Annotated in this window: 17 protein-coding genes; 11 read left to right on the top strand and 6 right to left on the bottom strand. The window is 58.1% G+C overall.

Annotated features, from left to right (window positions below; all coding sequences use genetic code 11):
- Window positions 1–77 precede the first annotated feature (77 nt).
- The gene (locus AWX27_RS06700) at window positions 78–908 is read left to right on the top strand and encodes an alpha/beta fold hydrolase (RefSeq protein WP_060420350.1); all 831 of its coding nucleotides are present in this window, start codon (window positions 78–80) and stop codon (window positions 906–908) included.
- Between the two features lie 67 nt (window positions 909–975).
- On the opposite strand, the gene AWX27_RS06705 is transcribed toward AWX27_RS06700, so the two are convergent.
- Both AWX27_RS06705 and amiA read right to left on the bottom strand, forming a co-directional pair.
- Complete coding sequence (locus tag AWX27_RS06705; RefSeq protein WP_060420352.1) at window positions 976–2,028, bottom strand: porin; 1,053 nt, start codon at window positions 2,026–2,028, stop codon at window positions 976–978.
- Between the two features lie 54 nt (window positions 2,029–2,082).
- Window positions 2,083–2,925 carry an N-acetylmuramoyl-L-alanine amidase AmiA gene (amiA, locus tag AWX27_RS06710; protein WP_060420869.1) on the bottom strand — a complete coding sequence of 281 codons (843 nt, stop codon included), beginning with the start codon at window positions 2,923–2,925 and terminating at the stop codon, window positions 2,083–2,085.
- A 334-nt stretch (window positions 2,926–3,259) separates the two neighbouring features.
- Between amiA and AWX27_RS06715 the strand changes: the two genes are divergently transcribed.
- The 7 genes from AWX27_RS06715 to AWX27_RS06745 all read left to right on the top strand — a co-directional run bounded on the left by AWX27_RS06715 (window position 3,260) and on the right by AWX27_RS06745 (window position 9,677).
- Window positions 3,260–4,630, top strand: a complete 1,371-nt coding sequence (locus AWX27_RS06715; protein WP_060420354.1) for an MFS transporter — start codon at window positions 3,260–3,262, stop codon at window positions 4,628–4,630.
- 16 nt (window positions 4,631–4,646) lie between these two features.
- On the top strand, window positions 4,647–5,045 hold the full coding sequence (locus tag AWX27_RS06720) for a hypothetical protein (protein ID WP_230200946.1): 399 nt from the start codon (window positions 4,647–4,649) through the stop codon (window positions 5,043–5,045).
- 46 nt (window positions 5,046–5,091) lie between these two features.
- The gene (locus AWX27_RS06725; protein WP_230200945.1) at window positions 5,092–6,168 is read left to right on the top strand and encodes an ABC transporter substrate-binding protein; all 1,077 of its coding nucleotides are present in this window, start codon (window positions 5,092–5,094) and stop codon (window positions 6,166–6,168) included.
- 42 nt (window positions 6,169–6,210) lie between these two features.
- Entirely contained in the window at window positions 6,211–7,221 is a 1,011-nt protein-coding gene (locus AWX27_RS06730) for a FecCD family ABC transporter permease (RefSeq protein WP_060420358.1), read from the top strand.
- On the top strand, window positions 7,208–7,975 hold the full coding sequence (locus tag AWX27_RS06735; protein WP_060420360.1) for an ABC transporter ATP-binding protein: 768 nt from the start codon (window positions 7,208–7,210) through the stop codon (window positions 7,973–7,975). Before AWX27_RS06730 ends, AWX27_RS06735 begins: the two co-directional genes overlap by 14 nt.
- A 101-nt stretch (window positions 7,976–8,076) precedes the next feature.
- Window positions 8,077–8,952: a glyoxalase III HchA gene (gene hchA / locus AWX27_RS06740; protein ID WP_060420362.1), complete on the top strand. Its 876-nt coding sequence runs from the start codon at window positions 8,077–8,079 to the stop codon at window positions 8,950–8,952.
- Window positions 8,949–9,677 carry a PA1136 family autoinducer-binding transcriptional regulator gene (locus AWX27_RS06745; RefSeq protein WP_060420364.1) on the top strand — a complete coding sequence of 243 codons (729 nt, stop codon included), beginning with the start codon at window positions 8,949–8,951 and terminating at the stop codon, window positions 9,675–9,677. Before hchA ends, AWX27_RS06745 begins: the two co-directional genes overlap by 4 nt.
- On the opposite strand, the gene AWX27_RS06750 is transcribed toward AWX27_RS06745, so the two are convergent.
- On the bottom strand, window positions 9,674–10,564 hold the full coding sequence (locus tag AWX27_RS06750) for a LysR substrate-binding domain-containing protein (RefSeq protein WP_060420366.1): 891 nt from the start codon (window positions 10,562–10,564) through the stop codon (window positions 9,674–9,676). The genes AWX27_RS06745 and AWX27_RS06750 overlap by 4 nt on opposite strands.
- Before the next feature lie 128 nt (window positions 10,565–10,692).
- Between AWX27_RS06750 and AWX27_RS06755 the strand changes: the two genes are divergently transcribed.
- Window positions 10,693–11,265, top strand: a complete 573-nt coding sequence (locus AWX27_RS06755; protein ID WP_060420368.1) for a hypothetical protein — start codon at window positions 10,693–10,695, stop codon at window positions 11,263–11,265.
- A 50-nt stretch (window positions 11,266–11,315) separates the two neighbouring features.
- On the opposite strand, the gene AWX27_RS06760 is transcribed toward AWX27_RS06755, so the two are convergent.
- Window positions 11,316–13,022 carry a hypothetical protein gene (locus AWX27_RS06760; RefSeq protein ID WP_060420370.1) on the bottom strand — a complete coding sequence of 569 codons (1,707 nt, stop codon included), beginning with the start codon at window positions 13,020–13,022 and terminating at the stop codon, window positions 11,316–11,318.
- Between the two features lie 685 nt (window positions 13,023–13,707).
- Here AWX27_RS06760 and AWX27_RS24425 point away from each other — a divergent pair.
- Window positions 13,708–14,082 carry a cell envelope integrity TolA C-terminal domain-containing protein gene (locus AWX27_RS24425; protein ID WP_071883825.1) on the top strand — a complete coding sequence of 125 codons (375 nt, stop codon included), beginning with the start codon at window positions 13,708–13,710 and terminating at the stop codon, window positions 14,080–14,082.
- Window positions 14,083–14,263: 181 nt separating this feature from the next.
- On the opposite strand, the gene AWX27_RS06765 is transcribed toward AWX27_RS24425, so the two are convergent.
- Both AWX27_RS06765 and AWX27_RS06770 read right to left on the bottom strand, forming a co-directional pair.
- Window positions 14,264–14,752 carry a GNAT family N-acetyltransferase gene (locus tag AWX27_RS06765; protein WP_060419081.1) on the bottom strand — a complete coding sequence of 163 codons (489 nt, stop codon included), beginning with the start codon at window positions 14,750–14,752 and terminating at the stop codon, window positions 14,264–14,266.
- 179 nt (window positions 14,753–14,931) lie between these two features.
- On the bottom strand, window positions 14,932–15,852 hold the full coding sequence (locus AWX27_RS06770; protein WP_060420372.1) for an AraC family transcriptional regulator: 921 nt from the start codon (window positions 15,850–15,852) through the stop codon (window positions 14,932–14,934).
- Between the two features lie 105 nt (window positions 15,853–15,957).
- On the opposite strand from AWX27_RS06770, the gene AWX27_RS06775 reads away from it, so the two are divergent.
- Complete coding sequence (locus AWX27_RS06775; RefSeq protein ID WP_033647931.1) at window positions 15,958–16,791, top strand: oxidoreductase; 834 nt, start codon at window positions 15,958–15,960, stop codon at window positions 16,789–16,791.
- Window positions 16,792–16,883 lie beyond the last annotated feature (92 nt).

Here is a 16,883-nt window from a genome sequence, read left to right on the forward strand (position 1 = left end):
TGAGGGAGCCAGAGATCCCGGCGCCGTGCGCAGTATAAACCTTCTTTTTTAACCATAGTGTAAATGGGAGAAACGACATGGGTTACGTAACAACCAGCGATGGCGTCGAGATTTTCTACAAGGATTGGGGCCCCAAAAACGGCAAGGTTATCTACTTCCACCACGGCTGGCCGCTGTCCAGCGACGACTGGGATGCCCAGATGCTGTTCTTCGTGAACAAAGGGTTCCGCGTGGTGGCGCACGATCGCCGCGGCCACGGCCGCTCCAGCCAGGTGTCGGAAGGGCACGACATGGACCACTACGCCGATGACGTCGCCGCGGTGGTAAAACACCTGGGCGTGCAGGGCGCGATGCACGTGGGCCACTCGACGGGCGGCGGCGAAGTGGTGCGCTATATCGTGCGCCACGCCGAGGACAAGGTGTCCAAAGCGGTGCTGATCAGCGCGGTGCCGCCGCTGATGGTAAAAACCGACGCCAATCCGCAGGGCACCCCCAAAGCGGTGTTCGATGATTTCCAGGCGCAGCTGGCCGCCAACCGGGCACAGTTCTATTACGACGTGCCCGCCGGCCCGTTCTACGGCTATAACCGCCCGGGCGCCAAACCCTCTGAGGCGATTATCTGGAACTGGTGGCGCCAGGGTATGATGGGTGGCGCCAAGGCGCACTACGACGGCATTGTCGCCTTCTCGCAGACCGATTTCACCGAGGATCTCAAGAAGATTGCCATTCCGGTGCTGGTGATCCACGGCGACGACGATCAGGTGGTGCCTTATCAGGACTCCGGCGTGCTGTCGGCCAAGCTGGTGCAAAACGGCACGCTCCATACCTATAAGGGCGCGCCGCACGGCATCCCGACCACCCATGCCGATCAGGTCAACGCCGATCTGCTGGCGTTCGTTAACAGCTAAAGACTCAACGCGTCGCGAGCCTCGCCCCTCACCGGACGGGGCTTTTTATTGGCTGCGGGAGAGCGGATCACCAATGATAGCTGATGCCCATATCGAGCTTGTCCGACGCATCGACGCCGGGCGTGTGCTGCGAAAGGTTATTGAATTCATAGTTAATGAACACCTGCATATTGCCGTTGAGCAACCAGGTGACCCCCAACTCCTCATAGTTCAATAAGTCCGTGTTCCGGCCTGCCCGGGCCTGTATCAAGCGGGTATAGCCGATGTTGGGTTGAATATGGTCCGTCAGCCGATATTTGGCGAGCGCTTCATAACTTGACGCCGAGCCGCGGTTAGCGGTTTGTTGCGGGCTGATGGCGTTGTCGCTTTGGGTGAACACGGCCGCAAGATAGATTTTTTTCGACGCATAGAGAACCCCTTCGGCCAGCGTGTCGATGCGCCGGCGATAACCGGCGGCGTGTTGCTGCCGCTGCGTGGTTTGAGACGCCGAGGCGGCGGCGATGAGGCTGAGCGTCGGCGTCAGCGCATAACGGAACGAGGCACCGAATCCGTTGCCGTTTTGTTTGCCCGGCGCTTGCCGTTCGTCGCCGTCTTTGAACTGGTATTGCAGCGCGAGGGCGGCGCGCCGCTGAAACAGGCTGAAAGTTTGGCGGTAGGTGAGCAGGTTATGCGCCCGGCCGCGCATAAAGTTGTCGATGTAGTTGTAGGCCATCTCTCTAAACAGCGGAGAGCGATCGGTCAGGGCGGTCACATCATAAAGCACGCCCCAGTTGCGGCCGATATCAAGGCTGCCCAGGGCGGCGTTTTGCACGCCGATATAGGCGAGCCGGGTGCTGTTGCGCGTCGCGTCGGCGAAGCTGACGGTATATTCCCAGTGGGCGTAGGCCTGCCAGCGCGGCGCGATCTTTTTTTTGCCTATCAGGCCGAAATAGAGGTAGCTGCGGTCGCCGTCGTCGCGTTCGTTGTGGCCGCTGTAGCGTCTGGCGATAATCGTGCCGTAGAAATTCAGGCGGTTTTGCTGCGATCCCGTCAACGACACGGCGAAGGCGCCGCGCGGTAACAAGGCCAGCAGGGGGAAAAGCATGACCGCCGAAAAATAACGAGGATTGCGTTTTATCATGATGGCACCGTCCCTGTGCGCGGCAAGCCCGTGAGCTTGCCGCCCCGGCGAAGCTTAAGCGTGCGTTTCGCGTTTAAAGTAGCTGACGATCCCCTGAGCGATCGCCGTGGCAATTTTATTTCGGAAGGCGGGGGTGCCGAGCAGCCTTTCTTCCTCAGGGTTGGTGATGAAAGAGGTTTCCACCAAAACGGAAGGAATATACGGGGACTTTAAGACCACGAAGGCCGCCTGTTCGGTATTTTTGGCATGCAAATGATGGATGGGCGCAATATGTTGAATCAGGTGCGAGCCCAGCGCCAGGCTTTCTTTGATCGTTTCCGTCTGCTCCAAATCAAACAGTATCTTCTGCAAATAGCGGTCTTTCTTGATGACGTTAGGGCCGGCGAGATCGTCCGCCGCGTTTTCACTGTTCGATAAGTATTTTGCCATCGCGCTGCTGGCGCCTTTATTGGAAAGCGCAAAGACCGAAGCGCCGCAGGCGCTGGGGCAGGTAAAGCCGTCGGCGTGAATGGACATGAAAAGATCCGCGCCATGCCGGTGCGCGATCTCCACCCGATCGTAAAGCGGAATAAAAACGTCGCTGTCGCGCGTCAGGCGGGCATCGATGCCGTGTCGATCGAGCTGTGCACGCACATTTCTGGCGATCTCCAGAACGACATGTTTTTCCAGCGAACCGGTGTGGCCAATGGCACCGGAGTCGATGCCGCCATGACCGGGATCCAACATGACCAGGAATCTTTTTCGCGCCCCGTGAGGGCCGTTCTGCTTTTTGGGGCGTGGCAGGCCGTGGGCGTGAGCCAGCGGGGAAACGGCGCCGTTCAGCGCCAGGGCCGCCAACCCTGCCAACATCATTCTGCGGCGAGATAACCGGGTGTTCAAAAGGTCCGTCTTAGCCATAAGGGTAACCAGCATAAAAGGGAAGGGTGTTGTTGTTATAACATAACAATTTCGCGCGCCGGCGGGGTTGTCTGTTAGCGGCTGTTACTTTTAATGTCATTCCTTAATTTCACTGGTTTTTTATACTGCATTTATTTTGTTTATTGAATGTTCGTATTGCTATTTATTTGTTTTGTATTTGTTAATTCTTATTTTGACACACTATTTAATCTAATATTTCAAATGAGATTTATTCTCCTCTTTGATTGATATGTTATAACGTAATTATTAAAACGGATAAAAAACGGGGTCTTTGCCGCCGGCATGAAGCCACTCACGTTTTTGGAGCGTTAACATGACTTTTAAACACCAGGAAAAAGAGACATTAAATATATTCGCCGTTCTCGCCGTCTCGTTAAGCACGGTTATCGCCATGCTCGACAGTACCATCGCCAATGTGGCACTGCCGGTGATCGCCAAAGATTTCGGCGTTTCCGAATCGGCCTCCATCATGATTATTAATGCCTACCAGTTTGCCGTCGTTGCCTCTTTGATGCCCTTCGCGGCGCTGGGCCGCGCAGTGGGCAATAAAAAGATCTTTATAGCCGGGGTGGTGCTGTTCGCTTTTTCATCCTTGGGCTGCGCGCTTTCCGCGACGCTGCCGATGCTGACGGCATTCCGGGTGATACAGGGCTTCGGCGCGGCGGCGGTGCTCAGCGTCAATGCGGCGCTGATCAAGGAGATATACCCGGAAAGGCTGCTGGGGCGCGGCCTGGGCATAAACGTGATGGTGGTGTCGGTTTCCGCCGCCGCCGGGCCGTCCATCGCCTCGGCGATACTTTCGCAAACGAGCTGGAACTGGCTGTTTACCATCAATGTTCCCATCGCCTGCCTGTCGCTGTTGCTGAGCCTGATCTTCCTGGCCCCCCGCGAGCGGCGCAGCGTCGGATTCGACAGCGGGGGGGCCCTGTTGGTGTTTGTGCTGTTCATCGCTTTCTCGCTCAGCACCATGAGCATGACCACCCACCATCTGCCGGCGGCGGCGCTGAGCTTTGCGGTATTCGCTGGGCTGGCCGGGTTGCTGTATATCAATCAGAAAAGAAAGGCCAACGCCGCGCTGATCCCGATCGCGATGCTGCATAACCCGACGCTGTCATTGTCTTTGCTGATGTCGATGCTGTCCTACAGCACCCAGCTTTTGGCTTTTGTATCGCTGCCTTTCTATTTCCACAATGTCCTGCAAAGAAACGTGGTGGACATCGGTCTGTTGCTGACCGCCTGGCCGCTGGCCACCATGGCGTCTTCGCTGATTTCCGGCGATTTGGCCAAGAAGTACGATCCCAATCTTGTTGCCCTCTCGGGCCTTGCCTGTCTGCTGGCAGGCATGCTGCTGATGGCCAATCTGCCCAGCGATCCGTCGAATGGGGCGATCGTATGGCGCGTGGCGCTGTGCGGCATCGGTTTTGGCCTGTTTCAATCACCGAACAACCTGCTGATCATGACGTCGGTCTCCCATGAAAACAGCAGCATCGCCAGCGGCCTGTTGGGCAGTTCTCGGCTGATTGGGCAAATCGTCGGTTCGGCGTTAGTGGCGATTTTCTTCAATATGCGGGGCGCGCAAGCAACGAATATCAGTTTAATGGCGGGGGCGGCATTCTCGTTCCTTTCTCTGGTCGTAAGCTATATGCGCTTCAAGTCCGCCGTTACGTTAAAAACCAGCAAATAGAAGCACGAGGTTTCCCATGCGATTTATCCCATTAGTGCCGTTGGTTATCGGGATGGCGGCATTTTCCCTTGCCGGCTGCACGACCTACCACGACGTGGCGTTGCAACAAAAAGAGACGGGGCTCAATAGCCAATATTACCTGCTGCAACCGCCGGTCTATGTCGGCGACCAGTTGAAATATGGTCTGAAGGACGGCAGCGGCGGCGAGTTGACGGTGGCGAAGGTTGAACCAAAAGACTTGGTTGCCGACAGCGGAAAAATCATTTCTCTGTCGCAGCTCTCTTTCCTGCAACGAAAAGACCTTTCCACAGGAAAAACCGCCGCGTTGGTCGGCGGCGGCGCGGTCGCCACCACGGCAATCGTGTTTGTGGCCGGGATCACCATCATGGCCGCCGGCATCGCCGCGTCGGCCTAAAGCAGCCCATCGACGCACGCCGCCGAGCGTGCGCACAGGAGGCACCATGTGCGTCACAGTGAAATTGATCGCCACCGCTCTGCTGGCAATATTCGCCTTGCCGACGGCGCCTTGCGCCACCGCCGGCCAGCCGGCGGCGGCCGAACCGCCACAAAGCGTGGCGGCGCAAACGCTGCCCGGCAGCTATCCGCGGATCGTCATCACCGGCAACTGCCCCTTCGGCGTGATCCTGGCGAACGAGGCGGCCTACCGGCACGTCGTCGGCGTGGGGCCCTGGGCGTTCATGCATGCCGATAGGCATGTATTGGAGGACATGAAGCCTGACATCGGCAGGATCACCTCCGCCTTTATCAATAAGGACTACCGGGTCAACATGGAATCGTTAATGAATCTACGGCCCGACATTATTTATTACTACGGCAAAAGCCAGGACGATCGGCTGGAAAGGGCGGGCGTGATGACCGTCGATCTGGATGCCGGCGGGAAGACAAAATACCAGCCGATGGCTACCCAGGTGTATTGGGAGAACACTTTCGCCGACACGCTCGGCCTGCCGCGCACGCACAAATTCAAAGACGCCTGGGAAAAGACCCTGAAGCAGATCCGCCCCTATGCCGCAGCCATCCATGCGCAGCACGTCAGGGCGTTGTATCTCGAAGAAAGTGACGGCAGGCAGCTGAAGGTGAGTGGCCCGCATACCTACGGCGACACCTACCTGAAAATGGCCGGCATGGACAACGTCGCCGGGGATTTGCCGGTGAAAGGGGATGCCGGCAGGTACATCACCGTTTCGATGGAGCAGATCATGGCCTGGGACCCGGATGTGATTTTCGTGGTGTTCGGCAGCGCCAAAGCGCTGCTGCACGGGGGGATCCCCGGCCAGGCCTGGGAAACGCTCAGGGCGGTAAAAAACGGCAAGGTTTTCTCGACGCCGGTGGGCATTCATAACTGGGGGGGCCTGTCGGCGGAAACATCGCTGCTGCCGCTGTTTATGATCAACCGCTATGCCCCTGAAGACATTAGCGACAAGACGCTGCGGGAGGTGACGCGCCGCTATTATCAGACGATGTTCTCCTATGCGATCCCGGACCGGTTGCTGGATGAGGTGCTGGCACAGCGCTAGTGCCACGGTTGAATAGCATTCATTAATGGGGGGAGCTTGGGGATGCCGGGCAGAGGAAAATATGTGGCGATCCTGGCGGGGCTGTTTTTGGCCTTGTGTGTGGCCGCCGTCGCATCACTGTTTGCCGGCCGCTACGCCTTGTCGGCCCACGATGTGATGCAGATTTTATGGCAGGGGAACATGCCGGGGGAAAACCCGACCCGCTATTCGGTGATTTTTAACCTGCGTGCGCCGCGGGTGGTGGCGGTGATGCTGGTGGGCGGTGGGTTGGCGGTCGCCGGCGCGACCTTTCAGGCGGTGCTGAAAAACGCGTTAGCCAGCCCGGACGTGCTGGGCACCTCTTCCGCCTCCGCCTTTGGCGCCGCGCTGGGCATTTTATTGAGTTTGCCTTTTGCCCTGAGTGCCATGCTGTCGTTTCTTTTCGGCGTGGTGAGCCTGCTGCTGGTGTTCGGCATCTGCCGCCTGAAACGTCGGCAGGATGCACTGACGACGATCCTGTCCGGCATGATTATCGCGTCGTTGTTTATCGCGTTTGTCTCGGTCATAAAATATGTCGCCGATCCGCAGGATACCTTGCCGGCGATCGTCTTCTGGCTGATGGGCAGCTTCGCTTCGGTGGCGAAAGCGCAGGTCTATTGGCTAATCCCGCTGTTTGCGGCGTGTTACCTGACAATCTATCGGCTCAGGTGGAAAATGAACATTCTCTCGCTGGGGGACGACGAGGCGCGCATTGCCGGCCTGAATCCGCCCCGGTTGAAGATCCTGCTGCTGATCGCCGCCTCCCTGCTGGTTTCCGCTTCGGTAAGCTTGGCCGGTGTGGTGGGATGGGTCGGCTTGGTGATCCCGCATCTGGTGAGAAGCGTGCTGGGGTATAACCACGGCCGCCTGATCCCGGTCTCGGCGCTGAGCGGTGCGTTGTTTTTGCTGGTGATAGACAATATCGCCAGAGGCGCCACCTACGCAGAAATCCCGCTCGGCATCCTGACCGCGCTGATCGGTGCGCCGCTTTTCGCCACGCTTTTTATTATGGGTAATCGATATGATCACCGCTAGCCGACTATCCTTTGGTTTCAAAGGGCGGGAGCCCATTTTTGACAACGTCAGCTTCGAGCTTAAGCGCGGCGAGATCCTCAGCGTGCTGGGCCCGAACGGCGCCGGCAAAACCACGCTGCTGAGAAATATTGCGGGCCTGTGTCGGCCCAGCGCCGGCTGGTGCGAGATCGGCCGCGTCGATAATCGAGAGGCGCGCCTGGCCTATGTGCCGCAGGCGAAGGCGCCACATTTTTCCTATGGCGTACTCGATTTTGTCACTTTCGGCTGCGTTCGTCAGGCCGGACTGTTTGCCCGGCCGGGAAAGCACGATTTCGCCAGGGCGCAGGCGGTGCTGCAATCCCTGGAAATCGGCCCGTTGGCGCAGAAAAGCATCGATCAGATCAGCGGCGGTGAACTGCAGATGTGTTATTTCGCCAAGGCGCTGATGGCAGATCCTGACGTCATGATCCTTGATGAGCCGGAGTCGAACCTGGATTTTTACAATCAGGCAAAAATGATCGAGATGCTCTGGCGTCTCGCCAAAGAGCGGCAGATGACGATCGTGCTGAATACGCATTTCCTCAATTACGCCGAACGCATCTCCGACAAGTGTTTACTGATGACAAAACGGCAGTCGTTGTTTGGCGTTAAAAGCGCTGTGCTGCGGGAAGATATCCTGGAACGCTATTTTCGGGTGCCGGTAAGAAAGTGCCGCTATGAATACCAGGGCGCCGGCGAAGAAACCTTTATTATCGCTCTGCGCAATCTCGCCTGAGTTTCGGCTGCAAAGATTGCTTGAGGGATATCCCTCATTGCGGCCCCGCCGGCGGTTATTTAAGCTGAAAGGGCAACGTAACGGTGAATATGGAGATAATCATGACTGATTCAGTGTCCAACGATCGTAATCCCACCCCGGATGTGGCGGAAGACAACGCGTTCTTCCCATCGCCTTACTCCCTCAGCCAGTACACCTCGTCCAAAACCGACTTCGCGGGCGCCAGCTACCCGAACGCCTATCGCGGCGGCAAGTGGAAGGTGCTGATGATCGCCTCGCAGGAGCGCTACCTGCTGATGCAAAACGGCAAGTTCTTCTCTACCGGCAACCACCCGGTCGAGATGCTGCTGCCGATGTACCACCTGGATCTGGCCGGTTTCGAGATCGACATCGCCACGCCGTCCGGCGATCCGGTGAAGCTGGAGATGTGGGCGTTCCCGCAGGAAGATGAAGCGGTCAAGGCTACCTACGAGAAGTACCGCAGCCAACTCAAGCAGCCGAAAAAGCTGACGGAGGTGGTGAAGGATCTGGATGGCGGCAACTACCTCGGCGTTTTCATCCCCGGCGGCCACGGCGTGCTGAATGATATTCCGTTCAGCGAAGAGGTGAAAAAGACCCTGCACTGGGCGCACGACAACGATCGCTACGTGATTTCGCTGTGCCACGGGCCGGCGGGCCTGCTGGCGGCGGGCATCGGCGAGCGCAAAGACGATTTCCTCTATCGCGGCTATGAGATGTGCGTGTTCCCGGACTCGCTCGATACCGGCGCCAACATCGACATCGGCTACATCCCCGGCCCGATGCCCTGGCTGGTGGGCGAACGCCTGCGCGAGCGGGGCGTCAAGATCGTCAACGGCGACATCACCGGCAAGGTGCATAAAGATCGGCGCCTGCTGACCGGCGACAGCCCGCTGGCCTCCAACAACCTCGGCAAGCTGGCAGCGGAGACGCTGTTGGCCGACGTCGCCGCGCGATGAGCGACGAGATCGCGCAGCGCGCTTTCCAGACGGCGCTGGCGATGGACCACGAGCGAACCCTGTCCGCCATTCAGGGGCGAGTTCGCGCCTTTGCCGCGCCGTTCGGCTTCGATCGCTTTGTGCTGTTTTCCGCTTCCGCCGCGGCGGAGGCGGGGATCGAGCATATCTATTGGGTTGAGGGCGACTGGTTCGGCGACGGCGAGGCCGTCGATGCCCTGACCTACGTGCGGCACTGCCCGGTGACCCGGCACATGTTGCGGGTCAGCGAGCCGTTTTTCTGGACCAAGACCCGGGCGCAGCAGGGCGAACGCTACCGGATTGTGCGCACGCCGCGCGGCGTGGGCCTGCACGGCGTGCAGATCCCGGTGTTCGGCCCGGCCGGTTTGGAGGGCGCCGTCAGCCTGGGGGGCGAGCGCATCGACGCTTCGCCGCCGGTGCGGCTGGCGCTGTCGCTGGTGGGCACGGCGGCCTTTCAGGCGGCGCGGCGGCTGTTCGCACCGGCGGCCGGCGAGGGAGAGGGCCGGCTGTCGGCACGCGAGCGCGAGGTGCTGAGCTGGACCGCCATCGGCCGGCGGCAGGCGGATATCGCTGCGATGCTCGGCCTGTCTGAACGCACGGTGGAAAACCACCTGCGCCGCATTCGCCAACGCCTTGGCGCCGCCACCACCGCGCAGGCGATCGGCGTGGCGATCCGCCTGGGGGAAATCGCCCCCGAGCGCCGTTAGCCCGCCGCCATTTGCCGCAGCAACCATTCGCGCAGCGCAATGATATCGGGGCGCTGCGCGGTTTCTTCGGTGGTCACCAGGTAATAGTTGGCGCCGGGTAACGACATCTCGAACGGCGCGGCCAGAACGCCGCGCTGCAACAAATCGCGCGCCAGCAGCCGGCTGGCGATCACCACCCCCTGGCCCGCCACCGCCGCCTGCAGCGCATGCGTCTCGTCGCTGAAGGTCAGTCCGGCTTCCACGTTCAACCCTTCCGGCCCGTAGCGCCGCCGCCAGTTTTCCCAGGTCGGCGCGTCGGCGGGCACCTGCCGATGTTCCACGTGAAACAGCGTTACCCGCTGCAAATCCTCGCTGTGCTCCAGCGCCAGCGCCGGGCTGGCCACCACGATAAAGCGATCCTCATGCAGCAGGGTGCAGTGCAGATCGCTTTCCGGCGTTTCGCGGTAGCGGATGGCGACGTCCACGGTGCGCTGGTTGAGATCGACGCGCTCGACGCTGGTGTGCAGGCGCAGATCGATGGCGGGAAACTCCGCCTTGAAATCCGCCAGGCGCGGCACCAGCCAGTGGGTGAGAAAATTGGAGGTGGTGGTGACGGTCAGCGCCGGCGGCTGTTGGGCGCGGGTGATTTGGGCGACGGACTGCTCCAACGCGGCGAAGGCGCGCTGGGTGCCGGCATACAGGATCTCGCCGGTCTCGGTCAGGCTGACGCCCTGCGCGCTGCGCTCGCACACCCGGCATGCCAGCACCGACTCCAGCAGCTTGATCTGGTGGCTGACCGCCGTCGCGCTGACGCCCAGCTCCTCGGCGGCCAGCTTGAAGCTGCGGCAGCCGGCTACGGCGTGGAAGGCACGCAGCGCGCCCAGCGGCGGCAAACGGGGTTTTCTCATGGCTGAGTTATTCTCATCTAAGGCTGAAAACTATGAGTTTGTCTGACCGATTATACAAGAGATAGGCTACTGACATGTGAACAGGGGAATGAATTAATTTCATCATTTCCACATGTCGGGAGTTAACGATGAGCCTCTATATCAACAACGGCGCCCTGGGCGCCATGGAACACACGGGAACGGCGGCGAGCGCCCTGGCGCTCAGCGTGCCGGTCGCGGCGGGCGCCTTGCTGCTGAAGACCGAAAGCCTGCTGGGCATCGGCGCAACGCTGATGCTGCTAACGGCATTGGCGCTGGCGTTTCTCGGCGGCGCCGCGCTGGCCCGCTGGCAGCCGCTGCGGAAGCGGCCTGCGCTGGCTATGCTCCGCTACGGTTTTTTGCTGGCGGCGGCGGGGTGGCTATTGACGCTGCTGATGCTGTTCGGCGGCCATGATTGGCCGGCCCTGCTGGCGGGCATCGCCCTCGGCGGCCTGGGGCAGGGCGTAGCCTACCGCACGGCGGTGGGGGAGAAAGCGGCGCTCGCCGTGGCGTGCAGGCTGGCGACGGTGGTGAGCATCGTCGCCGTGGTGGTTGCCGCGTTGCTGATTCAAACCTACGCCGCGCCGGGCGCGAGAGGAAGCTGTTTCGCGCTGGCGTTGCTGGTCGATCTGGCGCTGTTGGGGGCGTTGATGGCGCGGGTTGCGGAGCGGGATGGGGCCTGAGCCGTCGCGCTGAAGGTAAACAGCCCGCCGGTAAACCCGGCGGGCTTCGCTTAGGCGGCCGCGAGCTCTTGCGGCGTAACGGTTTGCAAGCCGACGAGCTGAATGGCCGGCTGCTCCAGCGTGATGCCGAAGTCGCCTTGCGCCCAATTGTAGATATTGACGACGTGCTGATTGAGCGCGCTTTCACCCTGCATGAATATCGACAGATCCTGCGTATGGGTTTGCGCGTTGTAGTTCAGCGAGAAGCTGCTGTTTGAGCCTTCGGTGCCGAAGGCCAGCAGGTGGTTATCGATAGACAGGGAAGAGGCCTGTAAAAAGCCCAGCTCGAAGCTGTCGTCGATGTAGATATTGTGGGTCTGCTTTACGGGAATATTCAGCAGGCTGTTGGGGAAGGGCACATCGTTGGACAGCATGCTCAGGTTCACGCCGAGATAATCCTGCGGCGCGCTCCCACCCGGCGCAGTGGTATAGCCGTGCTCGAAGCGAATCTCGCTGGAGCCTTTGCCCAGGTTGACCTCCAGACCGTTGGCCGGCGTCAGCACCCGATCGTTAAAGGTGACGTTATCCTTAAAGTCCGTCAGCTTTACCGCCTCGATGTTGTACAGCCCGTCCTTAAAGCCATACAGCCCGATGCCGTTTTTCTCGATCACCCCGCGCCCGCCATAGCTGCCCTGGGGGTCAAACTTCAGGTTTACCCCGTGCGACAGGCTGGAATAATCGACCGTATCATGGCCGCTGCCGCCGTCGATAACCGTCCAGCCGTAGTTGCCGGCATTGTTTTGCCAGCCGCGCGGCACGCTGACGGTGTCGTCGCCGCTGCCGGTGTTAACGGCGATATTGCCGAACGCCAGCGTGAAATCGTCGTCATACAGCGTACCGACGCGGTACAGATTCGGCGTGGACAGCACGTCGGCAATGTCGTTGAAAATCGCCGAGCCGATATCCAGCTTGCCGGGAATGATGCTGCCGCCGCCGGTCACGCTGCTGCCGTAGGATTCGGTGTAGAAATCACGCGCCGCTTCGGCGGCGAGGCGGATGGTCTCGTGGCCAATGCCGAGGGTGGTCAAATAGGTGGGCACTTCGCCCGCCAGCAGCGTTTCAACCACGTAGCTGAGGTTTTTCATCTGCATGGAGACCTGCGCCGCCGCAATCAAATCATAGGTGCCGCTTTCGACCTTAAAAGGCGAGGTGTCGTTGGTGGCCACCCATTCGGTAAAGAACGAGGTGTCGCCTAAATAAGAGAACAGCGTGGTGCCGGCCCAGGGTGAATAGTTGGGGGCGCCGGTCGAGGAGGCATCGGTGAACACCTCGGACGCCGCCGCTCCCGCGTCGATCAGGCCGACCTCGTGAATGTCCGGCACTTTGGCGCTGGTGGGCGGGGCATCCGGCAGCGGCGCGTTGGGATCGCTGCTCAGATCGACGCCAAACAGCGTCTTGGCGAAGTTCTTGGCGATGTTGTCGGAGGCATTCTGGATGCGCGTTTCCCAGTCATCGGGCACATGCCCGGTGCGCAGCTCATACTGCAGCTTGGTTTGGTCGCGAATGTAATGGGCAAACGCCCCCTGGTTCGAGTTCACGCCATAGGCGCCTTTGATCCAGGTATACACCGCGATGTCCACGCCCTGAATAGGTTGATTGGCATGGTTGGGATCGGTGAGCGCATCGACGGAGGCGGCATACACGGCCGGCCAGTCGCCGGCTTTGGCGGCCTCCCAAATCGCTTGCAGTTTTTCTCGGTCGGTAATGACGTAAGCCATATAAACACTCCTTGTTGCTGAGAGATTGCTGTGAAATTCAACATGATGAATGGAGGCGCGCGATGGAATAAACCGAAACCCGTACAGCCAGAAACGCGCATGCCGCAAGCCGCAGCGAACGATGGGCGGCAGGTGCCCATAGCGAAAGGATAGACGCAACTTACCGAGTGCGAAAAATTCGCTTATCGATTGTTTTTAAAGGATTATTGCTGTAAATCTGCGGGTTAACCCGCGTATTGGCGCCAGGGAGGGATATCCGTCATCTGGGTTAGGAATCTTCTTAGGTAAAAGAGTGGGTTTCGCTGGTGGTGCTTGGCCAAGCGTTGGCGTTATGGTGGTGGTTGTGGCTGCCGCTTTGCGGATTCACACCGAAGGCAACGCAGGGGGGCGCTCCAACGCTGCTGGGGTGTGGAATGGGGTGAGGAAATGCCGGAGTGGGGACTCTGGCGGTCGGTTTTGTGCCAGGAGCGGACGTATAAACTGCTTGTACTAATTATTAGGTAATAAATTGCAGTCTCTTCCCCGCTTCTACATATTCAGAAAGATCATTCGAAACATCTAGTTGATGTAGATAATTAGTGGTTGAAAGGTGCCAGGAATGACGGAAGAATAGGCCTATATTGCTGAGTTTAAATGGGTTGAGGGGCAAAAAGTGGGCTCGCCTGAAACAGTAAAGAAAATCGTTATGCTGGCCATTTTGGCTAGTCTTACTGCGGGTTGCGCACCGTTACATCCTTCCGGCTGTCATAAGACCACGGCAACGGGTAGTTGCAGTTCAGGACGTTGGGATGATCAGGATGAATGGGGCGTGCAAGCGAGGGCAATCAGGGCGGCAATAAATGCTGAACTTGATGAGCCGCAAAACTGGAAGGGGAAAAAATGCAGGTTGCATATTGAATTTGCTCAGGATGGCACGGCTTTAAACGTATCAACCAGCAATGGCAATACAGCCTATTGCGAAGCGATAAAGTCAGCAGCCCATAAAGCCAAATTTCCAGCCTTCAACAATCCAGAAGTCTATAGAGATTTTCAAAAATCGGGCTTCGATATGCGCGGTTAGCCCGATAATAGCCCTTTCAGTACCCGCTACTCGCTCAAAGCAGGCCCAATGACCACGTAGCCTGTCCGTTGCGTGCCAGAAACGGACATTGATGATGTGAAGATATATAGTGGTAGATTGCCTATCGATAGTTGATATTACCCGAGATTGTCTCCGAAAATTATGATTAACGGATTGCTGATCAGTCGGATCCTAGCAAAAGACTCATATCAAAACCAGTTATCCGAAAACCAAACTCTTTATATAATTTTAAAGCCCTTTGATTGTCCGGTGATACTCTGAGTTCCACCTCATATGCGCCCTGTTGAGTCAGCTCATTCAGGAATGCACGGATAAAATCCCGACCCATTCCCTTACCCTGAAATTCTGGGAGAAGCATTATATCTGACAAAAAGGCTGAGTTATCTTCCAGGCTGAACCACAGATATCCCGCAGCCTGACTGTCATGTTCATAAGTTCTAAAATGGTTATTTTGAGTATTGATACCCGCTGGCAAGGCTGCTTTAAATGATTTCGACGCCTCTATCTGGGCTTTTTTACGACTGTACCGATGATTTGCCATCAGGTCTTCAACATAGTCATTTAAAGAGAGGCCCCCCCAGAAGTGAAACTCGTCGTCATGCATGGGCCTATAAATTGATTTGGGGATTTTTGACTGTTTTGTTTTCAATTTACTGTCTCATTCTTAATAGCAACGTAACGCATACTTAGTACTACTCTACCGAATTATCCGCCGATTCAGCATGATAAAATTATATCATATAGCTTTGTCCACGGAACGTAATTTTGCTGACGCCGAAGTCTGCATTTCGCTCATAGCGGACTATCGTTCGCCTGACTAAATAAGCCTCAGTGCGATGAAACAAATACCGAGGCAGGCTGCGCGGGCGGAATGGCGAAGTGATGCTGCATACGCTTTATCTCCTCTGCCGGTGGCAGGCCAAACAGACGCTTGAATTCGCGGTTAAATTGCGATGGGCTTTCATAGCCAACGGCGTAACTCGCGGCGGCGGCGGTGATTTGTTGGCGCACCATCAGCATCCGTGCCTGGTGCAGGCGTACCGATTTCACATACTGCATCGGCGGCATCTGCGTTATCGCCTTGAAATGGCTATGAAAGGTCGGCACGCTCATGCCGGCCCTCATCGCCAGCTGCGTCAGCGTTAACGGCTCCGCGTAAGCGGCATGGATGTGCTGCAACGCTTTACCGATTTTGCCAAACTGGCCCTGCAAGGCCAGCGCGGCACGCATTGCGTTGCCCTGTGCGCCTGTCAGCACGCGAAAATAAAGCTCACGCACCCGCGCCGGGCCGAGGATCGCCGCCTCAAGCGGGTTGGTCAGGACGTCAAGTAAGCGAAGAACGGCAATTTTTACCCTGTCGTCCATCGGGCTCGACATCATGCTTTGCGGCGCGACGGGAGGATGCGGGGCGCCATGCTGTTCAATCTGCAGCATCAGTTCCGCGGCAAGCTGAAAATCCAGATGCATATAAATCGCCAGCAGCGGATGTGCTGCCGACGCGTCGGTTTCCATCACAAACGGCACCGGCACCGAAACCGCCAGGTAGTGCTGCTCATCATATAAATAGGTCTGTTGACCGAAATAGCCGCGTTTGCTGCCCTGGCAGACGATCACGATCCCCGGATCGTAAAGCACCGGCGTTCTGGCAAGCGGGCGATCGGAGCGCAAAATTCGCACATCAGGCAGGGCTGTGAGGTTGTATCCCTCTTGCACCGCAAGTCTATTCATCAGGGTAATCATGTCGGACATCCCACCACCTCATAAAATCAGGCAAGAAAAAGAGAAAATACGGCCTAAAAATGCGGCAGAGCAGAGAATACCATGCAATCTTCATGGTTCATGGGAGTTCTTTTTATGGCATCTGCAAAAACGATTTTAATCACCGGCGTCAGCAGTGGCTTTGGCCAGGCGCTGGCGCGGGAAGCCCTCGCCGTAGGGCATCGGGTTGTAGGAACGGTGCGCAACAGCGAAGCACTGCAGGCTTTCGCCGCGCTCGATACGCAGCACGCTTTTGGCTATCTGCTTGATGTCACGGACGATGAACGTATTGATGAGGTGGTTGGAGAGATAGAGTCCGCCGTCGGCCCGATAGATGTGCTGGTGAACAATGCCGGTTACGGCCATGAAGGCATTCTGGAAGAATCCCCGCTTGCAGAGCTGCGCCGCCAGTTTGACGTCAATGTGTTTGGCGCGGTGGCGATGATCAAAGCCGTGCTACCGGGCATGCGCCAGCGCCGTCGCGGCCACATTATCAATGTCACCTCAATGGGCAGTTTCATTACCTTGCCCGGTATCAGCTATTACTGCGGCAGCAAATTTGCACTGGAAGGGATATCAGAAACTTTAAGTAAAGAGCTTGCCCCGTTCAACCTACACGTGACCGCCGTGGCGCCGGGCTCGTTTCGGACGGACTGGGCCGGGCGTTCAATGGTACGCAGCCCTCGCTGTCTCCCGGACTATGACGCGTTATTTGAACCTGTTCGTCAGGCGCGTCAGGAAAAAAGCGGCAAGCAACTGGGCGATCCCGTGAAGGCGGCTCACGCCATGCTGGCATTGATCGAGAGCCGGAATCCACCCACGCATCTGTTGTTAGGCAGTGACGCATTAAGTTTGGTGCGGCAAAAGCTCGAGGCGTTAGGCAAGGAAATTGAACAATGGGAGAAACTCACCCGTTCAACGGATGGCTGAACGGTTTCGGGTAGGGAGAGTGCAGGGGATCATCGATGATGATCCGCCCAACAGCAAAAAGCCCGCTCAGGTTTCCCTGAGCGGGCTTCTCT

Origin of the sequence: Serratia sp. 2880STDY5682894 (genome assembly GCF_001537385.1) — a bacterium.
Classification (GTDB): Bacteria; Pseudomonadota; Gammaproteobacteria; order Enterobacterales; family Enterobacteriaceae; genus Serratia; species Serratia nevei.